Raw genomic sequence first — 14,193 nt, forward strand, 5'->3', positions numbered from 1 at the left:
GGCTCCGACACCGTCACCACAGCACCCACACCAAGATCATCACATGCCTGAACAAGCCTTACGGGACACCGTTTAGTCTTCGGCCCGAATGTGGACCTTCAGATGGTGATCCCTGGAGTCTGGGGGCGAGAGGTCCGGCCAAGGGAATTCAAAAGCTGCCACGAGATGATCTCGATGTACTGGTTCTCCTGCTGCGACCGTGCGTCGAGTGGGGCGTGGGCCACCCCTCTGCCTGCCACTTCCCGGAGGGACACCGTGACGGAGCTCAGCGCCCCTCCGAGGCGGGCAGCCCCTGGAGGAAGGGGGGCGGCTAGGAGTTGTCCGACCCTAGGTCCGCTTGGACGGCTTCGGTGCCTCCCAGGCGGGCCCGACGGAGAGGTAGGTGGTGCGCTGGATGAGGTCTCCGGCCCGGAGCTTCTGTGTTCCCCAGGACAGGCCGTCGTTCCGCGCCGTGTCCACGGACTCCAGCACATGGAACGTCCCGGTGTCGACGATCAGTCGCCGGCGCCAGGTATCGGCGTCCAGCTCGACGGCCGTGCCGGAGCGCCCGGTGCTGTCCTTGACCCGCTCCGTCACCCGCGCCCCGGGAATCGCGGTGAGGACCTTGAACAGCGCGGCCCGCAGCTGCGGTTCGGCGGGTGACTGGGCGAGCAGCTCCTCCATGCCGTTGTAGAGATCCTCCGCGACGTCCTCGCCGGTGGCCTTTCCGACGAGCCGTGCCCGCAGCGCCGCCGGGTCGGTGGGCAGCTTCTTGAGGTCGTCCCACAGGACCGGTTTGCCGCAGATCACGTAGGCCGTCCCTCCCGTGTCCTCCCGGGAGTAGTCCTGGACCAGACCGTTGGCGGGCTGCTCGCGCGTGCCGCTCCGGCTCAGCCAGACGGTCTTGTACGCTCCGTCCGGCCGCTGGGTCTTGTCGCTGCTCCGCATCCACTGGAGGGTCCGCACCTTCCAGTACGGTGCCGTTTCCGTCCGCTCCGCGGCCGGTGAGCTCTGCGCGTCCCCGGAGTCCGACCAGGGCTGGATCGCGACACCCAGCGCGATCACCACGACCGCTGCCGCCGAGACGAGCACGGGAAGGCGCCGCCGCCACGTCCGTACCGGGACGACCGTGGCCGCCGGCTCCCATTCGAGCTCGACGGCCGGCCCGTCCCCCTCCGCCCGGCCGGCCGCCGACCGCACCGCGACCGAAGAGGTCGTTCCACCGCTCGTCGGGGATCTCGCGCGGTCTGGCCTTGGGAATCTTGGGGTTGTAGCGGATCCGGCCTTCGGGCCCGAAGGGGTCCAGCGGATTGTGGTGAGCGTGCGGGCGGCTGCCCCTGCGATCGAGCGGCACCGGGTTGACCAGCGGGCCGTGCCCGGTCTCGATCCAGAACTCGTAGAAGCTGCGGACGACCGCGTTGCTGTGCCGGATCGTCCGGGGCTGGTACTGATCTCCGGGGTTCCGCTTGCGGGTGATCGGGTTGACCGTCCCCGCGGTGGACGCTGACTTCGTCCGCGGCGAGATGCGGGGCTTGGTCGTCTGCTTCAGCCAGAGCACCAGATCCCGCACTTCCGCCGACGTGGCCCTGTCCCACTCGACCTGAACAACGCGCAGCCACCGCCACCACCGCAACAACGCGTACGCGTAACTGCGTACGGAGCGGGGCCGGTTCCGGGCGACAAAGTCTCGCAGGTACCGCTGCACGGGCTCGATCGGCACACCCTCCGGATCGACCACGAGCCAGGGAACCACGCCGTCCGACGACACGACCTTGCCCCACCGCGGCAGACGGATCGAACCGAGATCCTGTTCCACGTCATCCAACGACCTCACGCAGCTCTCCTCCTATTTGCTGCCTGAGATCTACCGGTCAGCCCCTGCCCGACCCCTCCAATGCCTCGGAGTGTCGTCCGGTAGTCCGGTCAACAGAGACACCGCCCGGCACATGGTCAACCATGCCCAGGTCGACCGGGGCCGGCAAGCCCGCGAGCACTTCGAGCGCACGGACGTCTTCGCTCCCGCTGTGAGGCGGGTCGAGCACTCGATCGAGTTCCTGGACCTGGTCGCGGCCTGCCACGCGTTCACCGCGGCGGCCGGCCGGGTCGTGCCGGGCCTGCGTGACCGGCGCCTCAGCGAGGACGAGCGCGCGGTGGTCCGTCAGCGGGTGGCAGGTGTGAGGGCGACTCTGGACTGGATCGAGAACGCGGTCGAGACCGGAAAGGTCGACCTGGACGCGGAGCTCGCACGGCTGTTGCGGGGCGAGTAGGGATGCCGCGGGCATCCCGCAGGCGGGGTGCTGCAGCCGAGCGGCACGCGGACAGCATCCGGTTCGTGCTCTTCGAGGCGAGGCCGGCGGGGCTCCTGTTCCCGCAGCTGGTGCGGTCGACGGAGCTCTCGCCGAGCCAGGTCAGGTCGGGGCTGGCCGCGCTGCGGGACATCATCGCCGCCAACGGCTGGCCGCCCCTGATCTGGACACGAGCCGACGGATACAGGTTCGCTGCCCGGTCCGAGGAGCTCGAAGCGTATGAGCGGTCGGTGATCCGGGAGAAGCTCACCGAGATCCGCCGGCTGATCTCCGGGACGGTCGCCCCGCACGCCGCCCTTCACCCGCGCGACAAGTGGGTACGGCACATCGTCGCCCAGCTTGCCTCGGTCGAGTCCACCCTCGACCTCATCGCCAGTGCATGACCGTTCCAGGGACCGGCACCGCCCGCTCCCCCCTCCCGGAGGGGCCGGCCTCTGGAACACCGCCCACGGGAGGTGCACCGGGATGCGTCGCCGCTGCTACCCCTCCGACACCACGACAGCAGAGTGGGCTTTGATCGAGCCTCTTCTTCCAGTGCCCGCATGCCAGACCCGCTGGGGCGGCCGGCCGGAGAAACACCCCCGGCGCGACATCGTGGACGCCATACGGTATTTAGTCGATTCCGGCTGCAAGTGGAGGGCTCTGCCGAAGGACTTCCCGCCCTGGCGGACGGTCTACGACCACTTCGCGAAATGGACAGCGGCCGGAATCGTCGGCATCCTCCGCGACCAGCTCCGCCGCCGCATCCGGTGCGGGGCGGGCCGGGCACCGCAGGCGGTGGCGATCGTCATCGACTCCCAGAGCATCAAGGCCGCCGAGATCGTCAGCAAGGCCACCCGTGGCTACGACGCTGCGAAGAAAATCAATGGCCGCAAACGCCACCTTGTCGTCGACACCCGCGGCCTGCCCCTGATGGTCATGGTGACCCCGGCCGACGTCAGCGACCGCGACGCCGCACGCGAGGTCCTCTTCCGCCTCCGGCTGATGCACCCCGAGCTGACCGTGGTCTGGGCCGACTCCGCCTACGCCGGCGGCCTGGTCGACTGGGCCCGCTCATTCTTGAAGCTCACGGTCAAGACGGTCAGCCGGCCGAAGAACACCCCGGGGTTCGTCATCCTGCCCCGCCGCTGGGTTGTCGAACGCTCAATGTGCGCCACGAGGCGCTCTGTTTGTATCCCCGGCTGAACCGGGAGGAACTCGGAAGGAGGTTCCTGGGCCGAATGACTTACCTGGATCCGAAAGGTGAAGGGGACAACAGCATGTCAGGAAACCGGTAACCGGGCCCAGTTGTCAGGGACGGTGTACCGGGCGGCCCGCGCGATATGGCGAAGACTGGATTGTTTGAAGCCCAATCTCCAGAAGATGCAAGTTCCCATCCGCCGGAAAGACGACTGAAACCGGCGCCGCGCTCTGCCCCTGGCTTCGAATGTTGGCCGGGGCACTTCCGGGGTGCGGGGCGATGTCCAGCGAGGACATTCAAGGAGATGAGTGGGACGCCTGTGTCGCGCTAGAACGTACAGACAGGGACGAACGTGGGATCGCCTACGGGATGCGAGTCCTATGGCGACGGAGGCCTCGTAGTAGTCGCCGGAGTCACGACCGGCCAGGGAGGACGGGAAAGCCGTCCGCAGGGCGAAGGGGGCCAGGTGATTCGGACACCGAGACCTGGGAGGTATGCGTAATGCAGAGCGCCAAAACGGTGCTGGGTGTCCTGCGTGAACGCGGCAGGCGTGGCCTGCCGTGCGATGAACTGTATCGACAGCTGTTCAACCCGCAGTTGTATCTGATGGCCTACGGTCGCATCTATGCCAACCATGGTGCGATGACGCCCGGGGTCACGCCGGAGACTGTGGACGGTATGTCACAGCGGAAGATCAGCCGGATTATCGAAGCGGTACGTCACGAGCGATACCGCTTCCGCCCGGTTCGGCGCGTGTTCATCCCGAAGAAGAATGGGAAAACACGCCCGCTGGGATTGCCGACCTGGTCGGACAAACTCGTCGGTGAAGTCGTCCGCCTCCTGTTGGAGGCGTACTACGATCCGGCATTCTCCGACCGGTCTCATGGATTTCGCCCCCGCCGGGGCTGCCACACCGCTTTGCGGGAGGTGGCCCATACCTGGACCGGGACATCCTGGTTCATCGAGGGCGACATCGCCGACTGCTTCGGCAGCCTGGACCACCAGGTTCTGCTGTCGATCCTTGGCGAGAAGATCCGTGACCAGCGGTTTCTGCGGTTGGTGCGCAACATGCTGACGGCCGGATACCTGGAGGACTGGAAGTGGGGTGCCACACTCTCCGGAGCGCCGCAAGGCGGAGTGGCATCCCCGGTCCTGTCCAACATCTACCTGCATAAGCTGGACGAGTTCGTCGAGAACGTTCTGATCCCGGAATACACCCGGGGAGACCGCCGGGCCCGCAACCCCGCTTATCTGGAGTTGCAGAATCTCCTGGCGAAAGCCCGCCGGCGAGGCGACCGGGCGGAAGCCCGGACGCTTCGTCAGCAGATGGTCAGTCTGCCGAGCTCGGATCCGAACGATCCGGGGTACCGGAGGCTGCGCTACATCCGCTACGCGGACGACCACCTCCTCGGATTCACCGGACCGAGAGCCGAGGCCGAGCAGATCAAGCACCGCCTGGCAAAGTTCCTGCGTGACGAACTCAAGCTGGAACTGTCCGAGGAAAAGACGCTGATCACTCACGCCCGTACCGGGGCTGCGAGGTTTCTCGGCTACGAGATCACGACTCAGCACAACGACACGAAAAAGACTGGCCGTTACCGGCGTGTCAACGGTCAGATCGCACTACGTGTCCCACGGGACGTGATCAAGGCCAAATGTGCCCCTTACCTGTTCCGCGGGAAACCCGCGAGGAGGAACGCTCTTATCAACAGCAGCGATCATGCGATCGTTGCGACCTACGGAGCGGTCTACCGGGGCATTGTCCAGTACTACCTGCTTGCCGGAGATGTCTTCCGGCTGCACCGCATGCACTGGGTCATGGAGACCTCCATGCTCAAGACCCTCGCGGCCAAGCACCGCTCGACGGTGTCGAAAATGGCGGCCAAGCACAAAGCCAGGATCGACACGCCCAACGGGCCCCGAGTCTGTTTCGAGGCCCGCATCGAGCGGAAGAACAGGAATCCACTGGTGGCGAGGTTTGGTGGAATTCCCCTCCAGCAGCAGCGGTCGGCGAAAGTCGTCGACCGTCGCCCTGTCTGGGTGGACTATCCGCAGAAAGAGCTGATCACAAGGCTCCTGGCGGATACCTGTGAGATCTGCGGAAGCACCGGTGATGTCGAGGTACATCACATCCGTGCCCTTGCCGATCTCGCGCATTCCGGATGGCCGCCGTCCGACTGGGCACGCGTCATGCTCGACCGGCGCCGCAAGACAGTTGTGGCCTGTGTCAGCTGTCATGACCGTATCCATGTCACACGATCGGCTGAATCACTCACGCGGTGATCACTGGAGAGCCGGATGATCGGGAAACCATCACGTCCGGTTCGGCGGGAGGCCGCGCGGAAAAGGACCTGCCACGGCAGACACCTCGCCGCGCGGCCGACCCAACCGCGTGGATCATGCAGGCCCGCAGGCACGCGCGTGACTACGAGAGACTGCCGCAGCACTCCGAGGCACTGATCACGTGGGCCGCGATCACCCTCATGACCCGCCGCCTCACCCGCCCGAACAGAACTGGCCGGTCAGCGGACACCAGCAAATAGCGATACATCCGCGATGTTGTGTCCCTCGACGCTGTCGGTCAGCCGACTTCGAGGGCCATGCGCTGGTAGTACGCGGCTTGCGAGCGCATCGTCCGCCTGAGTAGGGCGTCATTCTATCGAGTGAAACGGCCCCACCCGGCCGTGCTGCACCGAAATAGAAACGACAATCAGCAGCACGTGAAGGTGCGTTGGGTCGCTCCGGACCCGCGCCAAACGGCAAGGCAGGTGACCGCATGGCCCTCGCAACGATAGACAACCGCCGCTCCCGCCGTATGCACCGATGGACGCTGATCGCCGGCGCGGCCCTCATGGCCTGCGTGGTGCCCGTGACCACGGCGGCGGCCGCCCGCCCGTCCGACTCCGACCTGAGAGTCGCCCGGATCGACCCGGACGCAGCCCCGCCCGGCGGCACCACCCATGTGCGTGGCTACGTCGGCAACACCGGTCCCGAACGGACCGCCAACAAATTCACCATGACCATCACCCTGCCCAAGGACGTCAAGCCCGAGGAACCGTTCTTCCCCGAGAACTGCTTCGTCCTCGGGAGCGGCCACCGGGTGCGCTGCACTTACCCGCCCGGCCTGGGCCCGTCCCGGACGGCGACGGCTGACATCCCTGTCCGCCTGGACAGGCGCGTCCCTGCTCCCGGCAGGCTCACCGGCGGCTCGGTATCCGTGAGCAGCATCGACGACAGGAACAAGGAAAACAACCGGACGCCGTTCGAGATCCCCACCGACCCGAACGCTATCGGGTCGTAGCCCCGACACCACACCCATACGCACCGCGTATCTCGACGAGGTGGCACTGGCCCCGGTGGAACCGGGGCCAGTGCCACCGGCCGCCGGTCCACCGCCCATGCTCGGTACGCGGGCGCCACGACCGCAGGCGGCAGTTCACCGTGCCGCCCCGGCCCCGAGCCGCGGTTACCCTCGACACGCCGGGAAGAAGCCGTCCAGTATCTACCGAGAGTGACGAACTGGAGGATTCCGTCTAATCCGGCTGATCCGATCGTCAAGGGTCCGTAAGTGGGCGGGAACCCCTTGCTAGTTGACGGATCATGTGTCCGTTTCAAGAACCCGAGATCGGTGACCCTGGTGGTCGACTCCCAGACCGTCAAGGCCGACGCCACCGTCCCCAGAGCGACGACCGGGTACGACGCGGGGAAGAAGACGACGGGCCGCAAGCGGCACCTCGCCGTGGACACGAGGGGTCTGCCGGTGATGATGATGGTCACCCCGGCCAGCCTCCACGACGCGCACGCGGCCCGCGACTTCCTCTTCCGCCTCCGCCTCGCCCACCCCGAGATCACCCTCGTGTGGGCCGACTCCGCCTATAGCGGCGAACTCGTCACCTGGGCCAAGGACCGTCTCCGCCTCACCCTCAAGACCGTCAACCGGCCCAAGACCAAAGGGTTCTTCCTGGTACCGAAGAGGTGGGTGGTAGAGCGGAGTATTTCGTGGCTGATGAGATCCCGGCGGAACTGCCGAGACTACGAAAACTCCCCCAGCACGCCGAAACACACCTGGCCTGGACCGTCATGGCCCTGATGACGCGCCGACTCACGAAACCGGTGGCCGACTGGCGCGAACCCAGACCCCCACCACCCCTACCGGCCCCACCCCTGCGCATCTCGCCTGCACCCCTGGACCGTGCGCCTCGCCCCCGCACCCGTGTAACCCGGCGGCGAGCCTCCGCATCAACGCGCCCTTGATCTCTTGCTTGCACCACTCGTGGTCGCGGAGAACGGCACGCCGCCGGCGAGGCTCTTACTCTAGGTTCTGGCACCCGACGAACTGCGCCTGGTCGTAGCCGAGCAGGAGGGCGCCGCAGACCAGTTTCGCGACCTCGTTGTCGGCGTGGGCGGGCGTGGCCACGGCCACGCTTCCGAGGGAGAGGAGAATACCTGCCGCGGCTGCGGCCACGGTACGGCGGATCCTGTTGATTGCGGGCCTCCTGGAGTCGTGGCGGCGACCGCCGCCTGGAGAAGCACCGGGAGGCTTTCCATACCTCCAGGCACAAAACCAAGCTCAGGGCCGCACCGGTGCTCCGAGGGGCGCACTTCGCCAACCGCGCTCTCGTGGCGCGCCCACGCCCCGGGGCAGGCGTGAAGGCCGATACACCGAGCAGTCCTGCACGAGACGACCGCAGCCGCGATATACCGATCAGCCAGAGTTACCCACAGCAAGGATGCGGGACGGCTTCTGACGTCGTCGGCTTCCTCCGCATCATCGAGCTGGGGCCGCCGAGCGGACCGCGCTTGACCCACCGTGACCATAGAGCGAAGCAGGGCTACCTCCTGCGTGTGCGCAGCGTGTTCTCCGTGCCACCGCGGGCTCCTCCTCCGATGCCAACCCCTCAACGGCGCCAGCGGGGGCCCAGCACAGCGCACGGCCCGCCGCAATACGAGGACCGCGCCAACGCCCTCGCGGTCACAGCCGCACCATGAGCCGGGCCAGCAGCTACGGCTGATTTCCCTTCGGATGCTGAAGACCGTGCAGTGCATTCCCGATCAAGACTTCCCGCACAGGCACTAACGACAGCCACCCGGTCATCGCCGAATGCACGCAGCATGTCGTCGGTGTCCTCGATGCGGAACTCAGGCACCGTGACCTTGTCGCCGACCAGATGAAGGGCATACGTCAAGGGGCTCTCCTCACCCGTGGGGTGCACGACGCCGGTGCCGGTGCGCGGGCCGGGGCTCTGGCCGCTCACCCGGCACCATCGACATGGCGCTGGGTGGGCTTCCCCCTCTCCCCTGGCTGCGGGCGGCGTAGGCCGTCCCTCTCCGGCGCGCCTGTCGCCTGCGCTTGCCGGTCCGCGCGGGCGCTGTGGGGCCGGGCCTCGTGCCCCTCATCCCTTCCCTGCTCCGCCCGTGCGTACCGCTCCTGTGCTGGCGGCCACGACCAGGGCGATCGCCAGGCACTGCAGGGCCGACAGAGTCTGTCCCAGCACCAGGAAACCGGCCAGTGCCGCAACCGCCGGAGCAAGGCACATCAGCACCGCGAAGGTCCCTGCGGGCAGGCGGCGCAAGGCCAGCAGTTCGAGTGCATAGGGCACTCCCGAGGACAGCAGTGCCACGGCCAGGCCCAGCCCCAGTACCTCCGGTTCGAGCAGCGTGGTGCCCGCCGAGCTGATGCCCAGGGGCAGGGTCACCAGTGCGGCCACGGCCATCGCCACGGCCAGTCCGTCCAGCCGAGGGAAGCGGGCCCCGGCGCGGGAGCTGCAGATGATGTACGCCGCCCACATGCCGCCTGCGGCGAGCGCGTAGCCGGTGCCCGCCGGGCTGAGCTGGTCGAAACCGCCCTGCCCGAGAAGGAAGACACCCGCGAGCGCCAGTGCGGCCCACACCCAGCTCGCCGCCCGGCGAGCGGTGACCACGGAGAGCAGCAGGGGGCCGAGGACTTCCAAGGTCACTGCCGGGCCCAGCGGAATCCGGTCGATCGCCTGATAGAAGAAGGTGTTCATGCCTCCCAGCGCCAGCCCGAAGGCTACGGCGACGGCCCAGTCCGTACGGCTGCGGCCACGCAGCCGGGGACGGCACGACACCAGCAGCAACACGGCCGCCAGCGCCACCCGCAACGTCACTACGCCCAGGGCCCCGGCACGCGGGAAAAGCAGAGCGGCCACCGCAGAGCCGAACTGCACCGAGACAGTGCCGGCCAGCACCAGGAGGATGCCTGCCGGACTGCCGGCGCTTGCAGGTGCCGTCGCCGCACGGATACGGCCCGCCACGGGTGCGCTGTGCGCCGCAGCGGGCGCAGCAGCGGGCGCCGCAGCCGCAGTTGAACCTTGAGACCTCACGTTCGCGTTCGTCATGCCCCCAACGCTAGAAAGCCCGCCCCTGCCTGTGAAATGCCAGCTGAACGGCGATTATGCTTGCCAGGCATGAGCATGGAACTGCGCCACCTGCGTGCCTTCCTCACCATCGCCGAGGAAGGCACGATCACCCGCGCCGCAGCCCGTCTGCACACCGGCCAGCCCGCGCTCTCCCGCACACTGCGCCAGCTCGAAGACCACCTCGGCGTCCGCCTGATCGACCGCTCCACACACCACTTGGCACTCACAGCGGCAGGCCGGGCGTTCCACGACAAGGCAGCCGCCGCACTGACCGCCGTGGACAGAGCCCTGGACCCCCACTCCCTCACAACCCAGCCATTGCGTCTCGGCCACCCCTGGGCCGCCCTCGGCCAATACACCATCCCCCTGCTGCGCCGCTGGGACGAAGAACACCCCGACGTACCCCTGGAACTACGCCGCATCGACGACCGCACCGCCGGACTCACCCAGGGCCAGGTCGATGCCGCACTGCTGCGCGGACACGTAACGGCACCAGGGCTGGCCACCAAGCTGCTGCTGGAAGAAGAACGAGTGGCAGTAGTACCCGCCGGCAGCGATCTGGCCGAACACACCACTCTGACACTGGCGGACCTCGCAACATGGCCAGTCGCCCTGAACACCGTGGCAGGCACCACCACACTGGACCTGTGGCCCGCCACCGCGCGCCCCGCAGCCACGATCGACGTCACCAACACCGACGAATGGCTGACAACGATCGCAGCAGGCCGGGCCGTAGGCATCACCACCTCAGCAACCCCCCGCCTGCACGAACACCCTGCCATCGCCTATCGCCCGCTGACCGACGCCCCGCCCGTACCCCTGCTCCTGGCCTGGCACCACGGCACCCCCACTCACCCCGCCCTCCACAACCTGATCCATCTCACCCACAAAATCCTCGCGGAACACTGACGAGCAACGCCCCGCCACCACCCCGAACACAGGCAACCGAGGCCGTCCGTGCCGGCGTGCCCGCTCCAGTCCGGCGCTGCCGTCGCCGCATCCGCCCCGGGACTGACCATGAGCTGACGAGACTTGTGAAGGGGCGGCGAGCGCGCGGTCAGAACCAGTGCAGGCAGTGCGGAGGGCGCTCGGCGCGGAAGAGGGCGTCAGCGAGGGTGGCCGCGCCCGGGCGGTGGGACCGGATGTGTCCGGCCCGCACGAGCGTGCTCGGGGCAGTGCCGCCGAGGTAGACCGAGCCCAGGTCGCTCACGTCCAGGGACAGGTCGGGCTCCCGGTCCGTCGGGACGCAGTCGGCCTTGCCGTCTCGGACGGTCAGCAGGTAGCGGCCGTGCTCGCCGAGGAACGGGTCGTCGACGTCGAGGACGAGCTCGCCGTCCGTGAACCAGCCGCGCGCGGTCAGAGCACGCGGGACGTCCAGCAGCCGCACCCAGAGCCAGTCGGTGTCGCCGCTCACCTCGCCGGCGCGGAAGTCCGCAAGCTGCCAGCGCAGCGGGTGCTCGGTCGGGACGTGCTTGAACACGACCTGAGTGACCAGGTCGTGTCCGAGCACGAACCGGGCCAGGGCGGTGTAGGCGGCGGCGTCGGTGGCGATGGTCTCGTCGACCGTCAAGGTGTTGGGCTCGCCGATCGAGTAGCTGGCGTATCCGTCCGGGACGCCGTCGGCGTCACGGTGGACGGCGATGTAGCGCGGCGCCGGCGAGATCGGGGGCTGCCCCGCGTGCAAGGCCCACCAGCGGTGCGGCCGGGACAGCGCGCCGGGCTGTGCGCGGCGGTACCGGTCGTAGACCTCTTCCAGGATCTCTCCGCACTCGGAACGCCGCAGCAGCTCGACCGAGCCCGTGTCCGAGCCGGTCGCTGGGGCGTCGGCCGTTCCGCGCGCCCGGGGAAGGGAGAAGGCGGCCTGGTGGCGCGGCACCGTCAGCCGCTGCGTGTAGGTCGCCGGTCCGTAGCCGAACCTGCGGTAGATCAGGGCCTCGGAGGCGAGCAGTACGGAGAGGAACTCCCCGCGAGCCCGCAGCTCGTCGAGCTGATGCCGCATCATCGCGCTGAGTGCGCCCTGGCGCCGGTGCGAGGGCAGGACGCCGACGGCGGTCACCCCGGCGGCCGGGACGAGGACCTCACCGGGCAGGGTGAGCTCGAAGGAGTACGCACCAGCGGTACCGACGGGCCGCCCGTCCGCCGTCATGGCGAGCAGGCAGCGGTCCATTTCGAGCGCCGACCACCAGACGCCGCTGCCGCCCTCGGCCGGGGTTTCCGGGAAGCGCCCGAACGCGGCGTGCAGTGTGTCGACGAAGACGTCGAGATCCTTGTCGGTCGTGGGACGGATCTCCATTGCTGCCGCTGCCTCCCCGGATACTGGCACCACGACTCGTGGTGTCCCGCCACAGTGCAGCGTTGACCCGTGGCCTGGTCAAACGAATTACGGCCGGGCCCACGGCTGGTCACAGCACAGTCCGGTCCCAGCCGGGCCCCCGGGGGGAGTTGCGAAGGCCGGGGCTGGGGTCGGGGGGCTCGTTCCCGGTCTTGGTGCGCTGGAAGGTGATCCCGCGGCGGGCGAGCAGGCACCGTAACGCCTCACGGCCGATCCGGATCACGCGGCCGTGAGTCATCGTGCTCGGTCACCGCCCTCGCCGCATGCAGAATCCCGTCAGCCCAAAGGTCTGACGTGGAACCTCCCACCCCACCGAGTCATCTGTGTGATCAACGGGGATTCGGCAAGGCGCACCAGCACACACGCACATGCATACGCACGGGCAGACGCACATGCCCGGGCACGGGCACCAAGGGGCAGGGATCTGTATGGCCATCAGCAGGCGCACACTACTGGCAGCGGGCGGCACCGGGCTGGCGGCGACCGCCGCCTGGGGCAGCATGGTGAGGACGGGCACGGCGCAGGCAGCCGGCCAGAAGGCTGCCAGGAGCGACTGGTCGGCCCTCGGTAAGGGGCTCGCCGGCGGCCTCGTGCGGCCCGACGACGCCGACTACACCGCCGCCCGGCAGCTCTACAACACCCGCTTCGACGCGCTGCGCCCCGCTGCCATCGCCTACGTCGCCGGTACGTCGGACATCGCCACGGCCCTGGCCTTCGCCCGCCGCTTTTCCATACCGGTCTCCATACGCAACGGCGGCCACAGCTACGCCGGCTGGTCCAGCGGCAACGACCGGCTGGTCATCGACGTCTCACGGCTGAAGAACGTCCGCACGCCGTCCGCGTCCACCGCCGTCATCGGCGCCGGCGCCAAGCTCATCGACGTCTACACCAGCCTGGCCGCGCACGGCGTGACCATCCCGGCGGGCTCCTGCCCCACCGTCGGCATCTCCGGCCTCACCCTGGGCGGCGGGCACGGTGTCCTCTCCCGCGCCTACGGCCTCACCTGCGACAGCCTCACCGGCGCGACCCTCGTCACCGCGGACGGCAAGACCGTCGACTGCGACACCACCCGCAACACGGACCTCTTCTGGGCCCTGCGCGGAGCCGGCAACGGCAACTTCGGCGTCGTCACCGAACTCCGCTTCCGTACCCGTACCGTGGGTGAAGGGGTGACCGGCTATGTCTCGTTCCCTTGGTCCAAGGCCGCGGCCGTCGTGCGGGCGTGGCAGGAGTGGGGGCCGAGCCGGCCCGACGAGATCTGGTCCGCCTGCGACCTGTCGGTCGCGGCGGGTGGCACCCCCCGGATATCCGTCGCCGCGTTCTCGGTCGGCTCGCAGCAGGACCTGGAGAACGCCTATGACGAGCTGATCGGCAAGGTGGCCAAGGCGAGCGGCGGAAACGGCGGCATCGGGACCGTCCGGCTGCGGCGCCGCTCCTACCTCGACACCGCCCGCGCCTACGCCGGCTGCGGCGACAAGTCCACCGAAGAGTGCCACCTGCCGGGCACCACGCCCGGTCGCGATACCTCCGGGAAGCTGGGGCGCGAGACGTACGCGGCGCGCTCGGACTTCTTCGACCGCCCGCTTGACGCCACGGGTACGCGGACCCTGCTCGACCAGGTGGAGCGTTTCGGGCGCGGGGTCAAGGGCGGCGGCGCCTCCGTGCAGTTGACGGCCTTGGGCGGCGCGATCAACCGCGTACAGCCGCTGGCGACGGCCTTCGTGCACCGGCGGTCGCGCGTGCTGGCGCAGTACCTGACGTCGTGGGCGGCGGGCGGCGCGGGCACGGCACAGGCCGCCTGGCTCGACGGAACGCATGCGGCGATGCGCCGCCACGCCTCGGGCGCCGCCTACCAGAACTACACGGATCCGGGCCTGAAGGACTGGCGCACGGCGTACTACGGGGACGCAGCGGACCGGCTGACGAAGCTGAAGCGGCGGTACGACCCCCAGCGCGTCTTCGACTTCCCCCAGGCGCTGTGACGTCTCGCGACCGGGGAGTACGCGGGTAAGCCGG

Annotated in this window: 10 protein-coding genes and 3 pseudogenes; 9 read left to right on the forward strand and 4 right to left on the reverse strand. The window is 68.5% G+C overall.

Going from position 1 to position 14,193, the window contains the following annotated elements:
- Positions 1-327: 327 nt before the first annotated feature.
- Entirely contained in the window at positions 328-1,179 is an 852-nt protein-coding gene (locus IE182_RS20025; RefSeq protein WP_190111264.1) for a hypothetical protein, read from the reverse strand.
- Positions 1,180-1,910: 731 nt separating this feature from the next.
- Here IE182_RS20025 and IE182_RS20030 point away from each other — a divergent pair.
- From IE182_RS20030 to IE182_RS20060, 7 genes and pseudogenes are all read left to right on the forward strand, one after another.
- Positions 1,911-2,246 (forward strand): annotated as a pseudogene (locus tag IE182_RS20030) (DUF6192 family protein); the annotation flags it as partial.
- 2 nt (positions 2,247-2,248) lie between these two features.
- Positions 2,249-2,668: a RacP protein gene (locus IE182_RS20035; protein WP_190111266.1), complete on the forward strand. Its 420-nt coding sequence runs from the start codon at positions 2,249-2,251 to the stop codon at positions 2,666-2,668.
- A gap of 82 nt (positions 2,669-2,750) precedes the next feature.
- Positions 2,751-3,434: pseudogene (locus IE182_RS20040) on the forward strand (IS5 family transposase); the annotation flags it as partial.
- 532 nt (positions 3,435-3,966) lie between these two features.
- Positions 3,967-5,748, forward strand: coding sequence for a reverse transcriptase domain-containing protein (locus IE182_RS20045; RefSeq protein ID WP_190111267.1), 1,782 nt, complete (start codon positions 3,967-3,969; stop codon positions 5,746-5,748).
- A gap of 107 nt (positions 5,749-5,855) precedes the next feature.
- A pseudogene (locus IE182_RS20050) lies at positions 5,856-6,008 on the forward strand (IS5-like element IS4811 family transposase); the annotation flags it as partial.
- Positions 6,009-6,241: 233 nt separating this feature from the next.
- Positions 6,242-6,766 carry a hypothetical protein gene (locus tag IE182_RS20055; RefSeq protein WP_190111268.1) on the forward strand — a complete coding sequence of 175 codons (525 nt, stop codon included), beginning with the start codon at positions 6,242-6,244 and terminating at the stop codon, positions 6,764-6,766.
- Positions 6,767-7,093: 327 nt separating this feature from the next.
- Complete coding sequence (locus tag IE182_RS20060; RefSeq protein ID WP_190111269.1) at positions 7,094-7,555, forward strand: transposase; 462 nt, start codon at positions 7,094-7,096, stop codon at positions 7,553-7,555.
- A 219-nt stretch (positions 7,556-7,774) separates the two neighbouring features.
- Here the strand turns inward: IE182_RS20060 and IE182_RS20065 are convergent, their stop codons facing one another.
- The gene (locus tag IE182_RS20065) at positions 7,775-7,930 is read right to left on the reverse strand and encodes a hypothetical protein (protein WP_190111270.1); all 156 of its coding nucleotides are present in this window, start codon (positions 7,928-7,930) and stop codon (positions 7,775-7,777) included.
- Positions 7,931-8,858: 928 nt separating this feature from the next.
- Positions 8,859-9,824, reverse strand: coding sequence for an EamA family transporter (locus IE182_RS20070; RefSeq protein ID WP_190111271.1), 966 nt, complete (start codon positions 9,822-9,824; stop codon positions 8,859-8,861).
- Between the two features lie 69 nt (positions 9,825-9,893).
- Here IE182_RS20070 and IE182_RS20075 point away from each other — a divergent pair, with 69 nt between their 5' ends.
- Positions 9,894-10,754 carry a LysR family transcriptional regulator gene (locus IE182_RS20075; protein ID WP_308432139.1) on the forward strand — a complete coding sequence of 287 codons (861 nt, stop codon included), beginning with the start codon at positions 9,894-9,896 and terminating at the stop codon, positions 10,752-10,754.
- A gap of 148 nt (positions 10,755-10,902) precedes the next feature.
- Here IE182_RS20075 and IE182_RS20080 read toward each other — a convergent pair whose 3' ends face one another.
- Positions 10,903-12,138 carry a GNAT family N-acetyltransferase gene (locus tag IE182_RS20080; RefSeq protein ID WP_190111272.1) on the reverse strand — a complete coding sequence of 412 codons (1,236 nt, stop codon included), beginning with the start codon at positions 12,136-12,138 and terminating at the stop codon, positions 10,903-10,905.
- Between the two features lie 473 nt (positions 12,139-12,611).
- On the opposite strand from IE182_RS20080, the gene IE182_RS20085 reads away from it, so the two are divergent.
- Positions 12,612-14,159 carry an FAD-binding oxidoreductase gene (locus IE182_RS20085; protein WP_190111380.1) on the forward strand — a complete coding sequence of 516 codons (1,548 nt, stop codon included), beginning with the start codon at positions 12,612-12,614 and terminating at the stop codon, positions 14,157-14,159.
- Positions 14,160-14,193 lie beyond the last annotated feature (34 nt).

Origin of the sequence: Streptomyces cinnamoneus, from assembly GCF_014650495.1 — a bacterium.
GTDB classification, from domain to species: domain Bacteria; phylum Actinomycetota; class Actinomycetes; order Streptomycetales; family Streptomycetaceae; genus Streptomyces; species Streptomyces cinnamoneus.

Excerpts from the sequence above, each read along its gene's own strand:
- IE182_RS20035 (WP_190111266.1), top strand. The coding sequence starts at position 2,249 with ATGCCGCGGGCATCCCGCAGGCGGGGTGCTGCAGCCGAGCGGCACGCG.
- IE182_RS20045 (WP_190111267.1), top strand. The coding sequence starts at position 3,967 with ATGCAGAGCGCCAAAACGGTGCTGGGTGTCCTGCGTGAACGCGGCAGG.
- IE182_RS20055 (WP_190111268.1), top strand. The coding sequence starts at position 6,242 with ATGGCCCTCGCAACGATAGACAACCGCCGCTCCCGCCGTATGCACCGA.
- IE182_RS20070 (WP_190111271.1), bottom strand. The coding sequence starts at position 9,824 with ATGACGAACGCGAACGTGAGGTCTCAAGGTTCAACTGCGGCTGCGGCG.
- IE182_RS20075 (WP_308432139.1), top strand. The coding sequence starts at position 9,894 with ATGAGCATGGAACTGCGCCACCTGCGTGCCTTCCTCACCATCGCCGAG.
- IE182_RS20080 (WP_190111272.1), bottom strand. The coding sequence starts at position 12,138 with ATGGAGATCCGTCCCACGACCGACAAGGATCTCGACGTCTTCGTCGAC.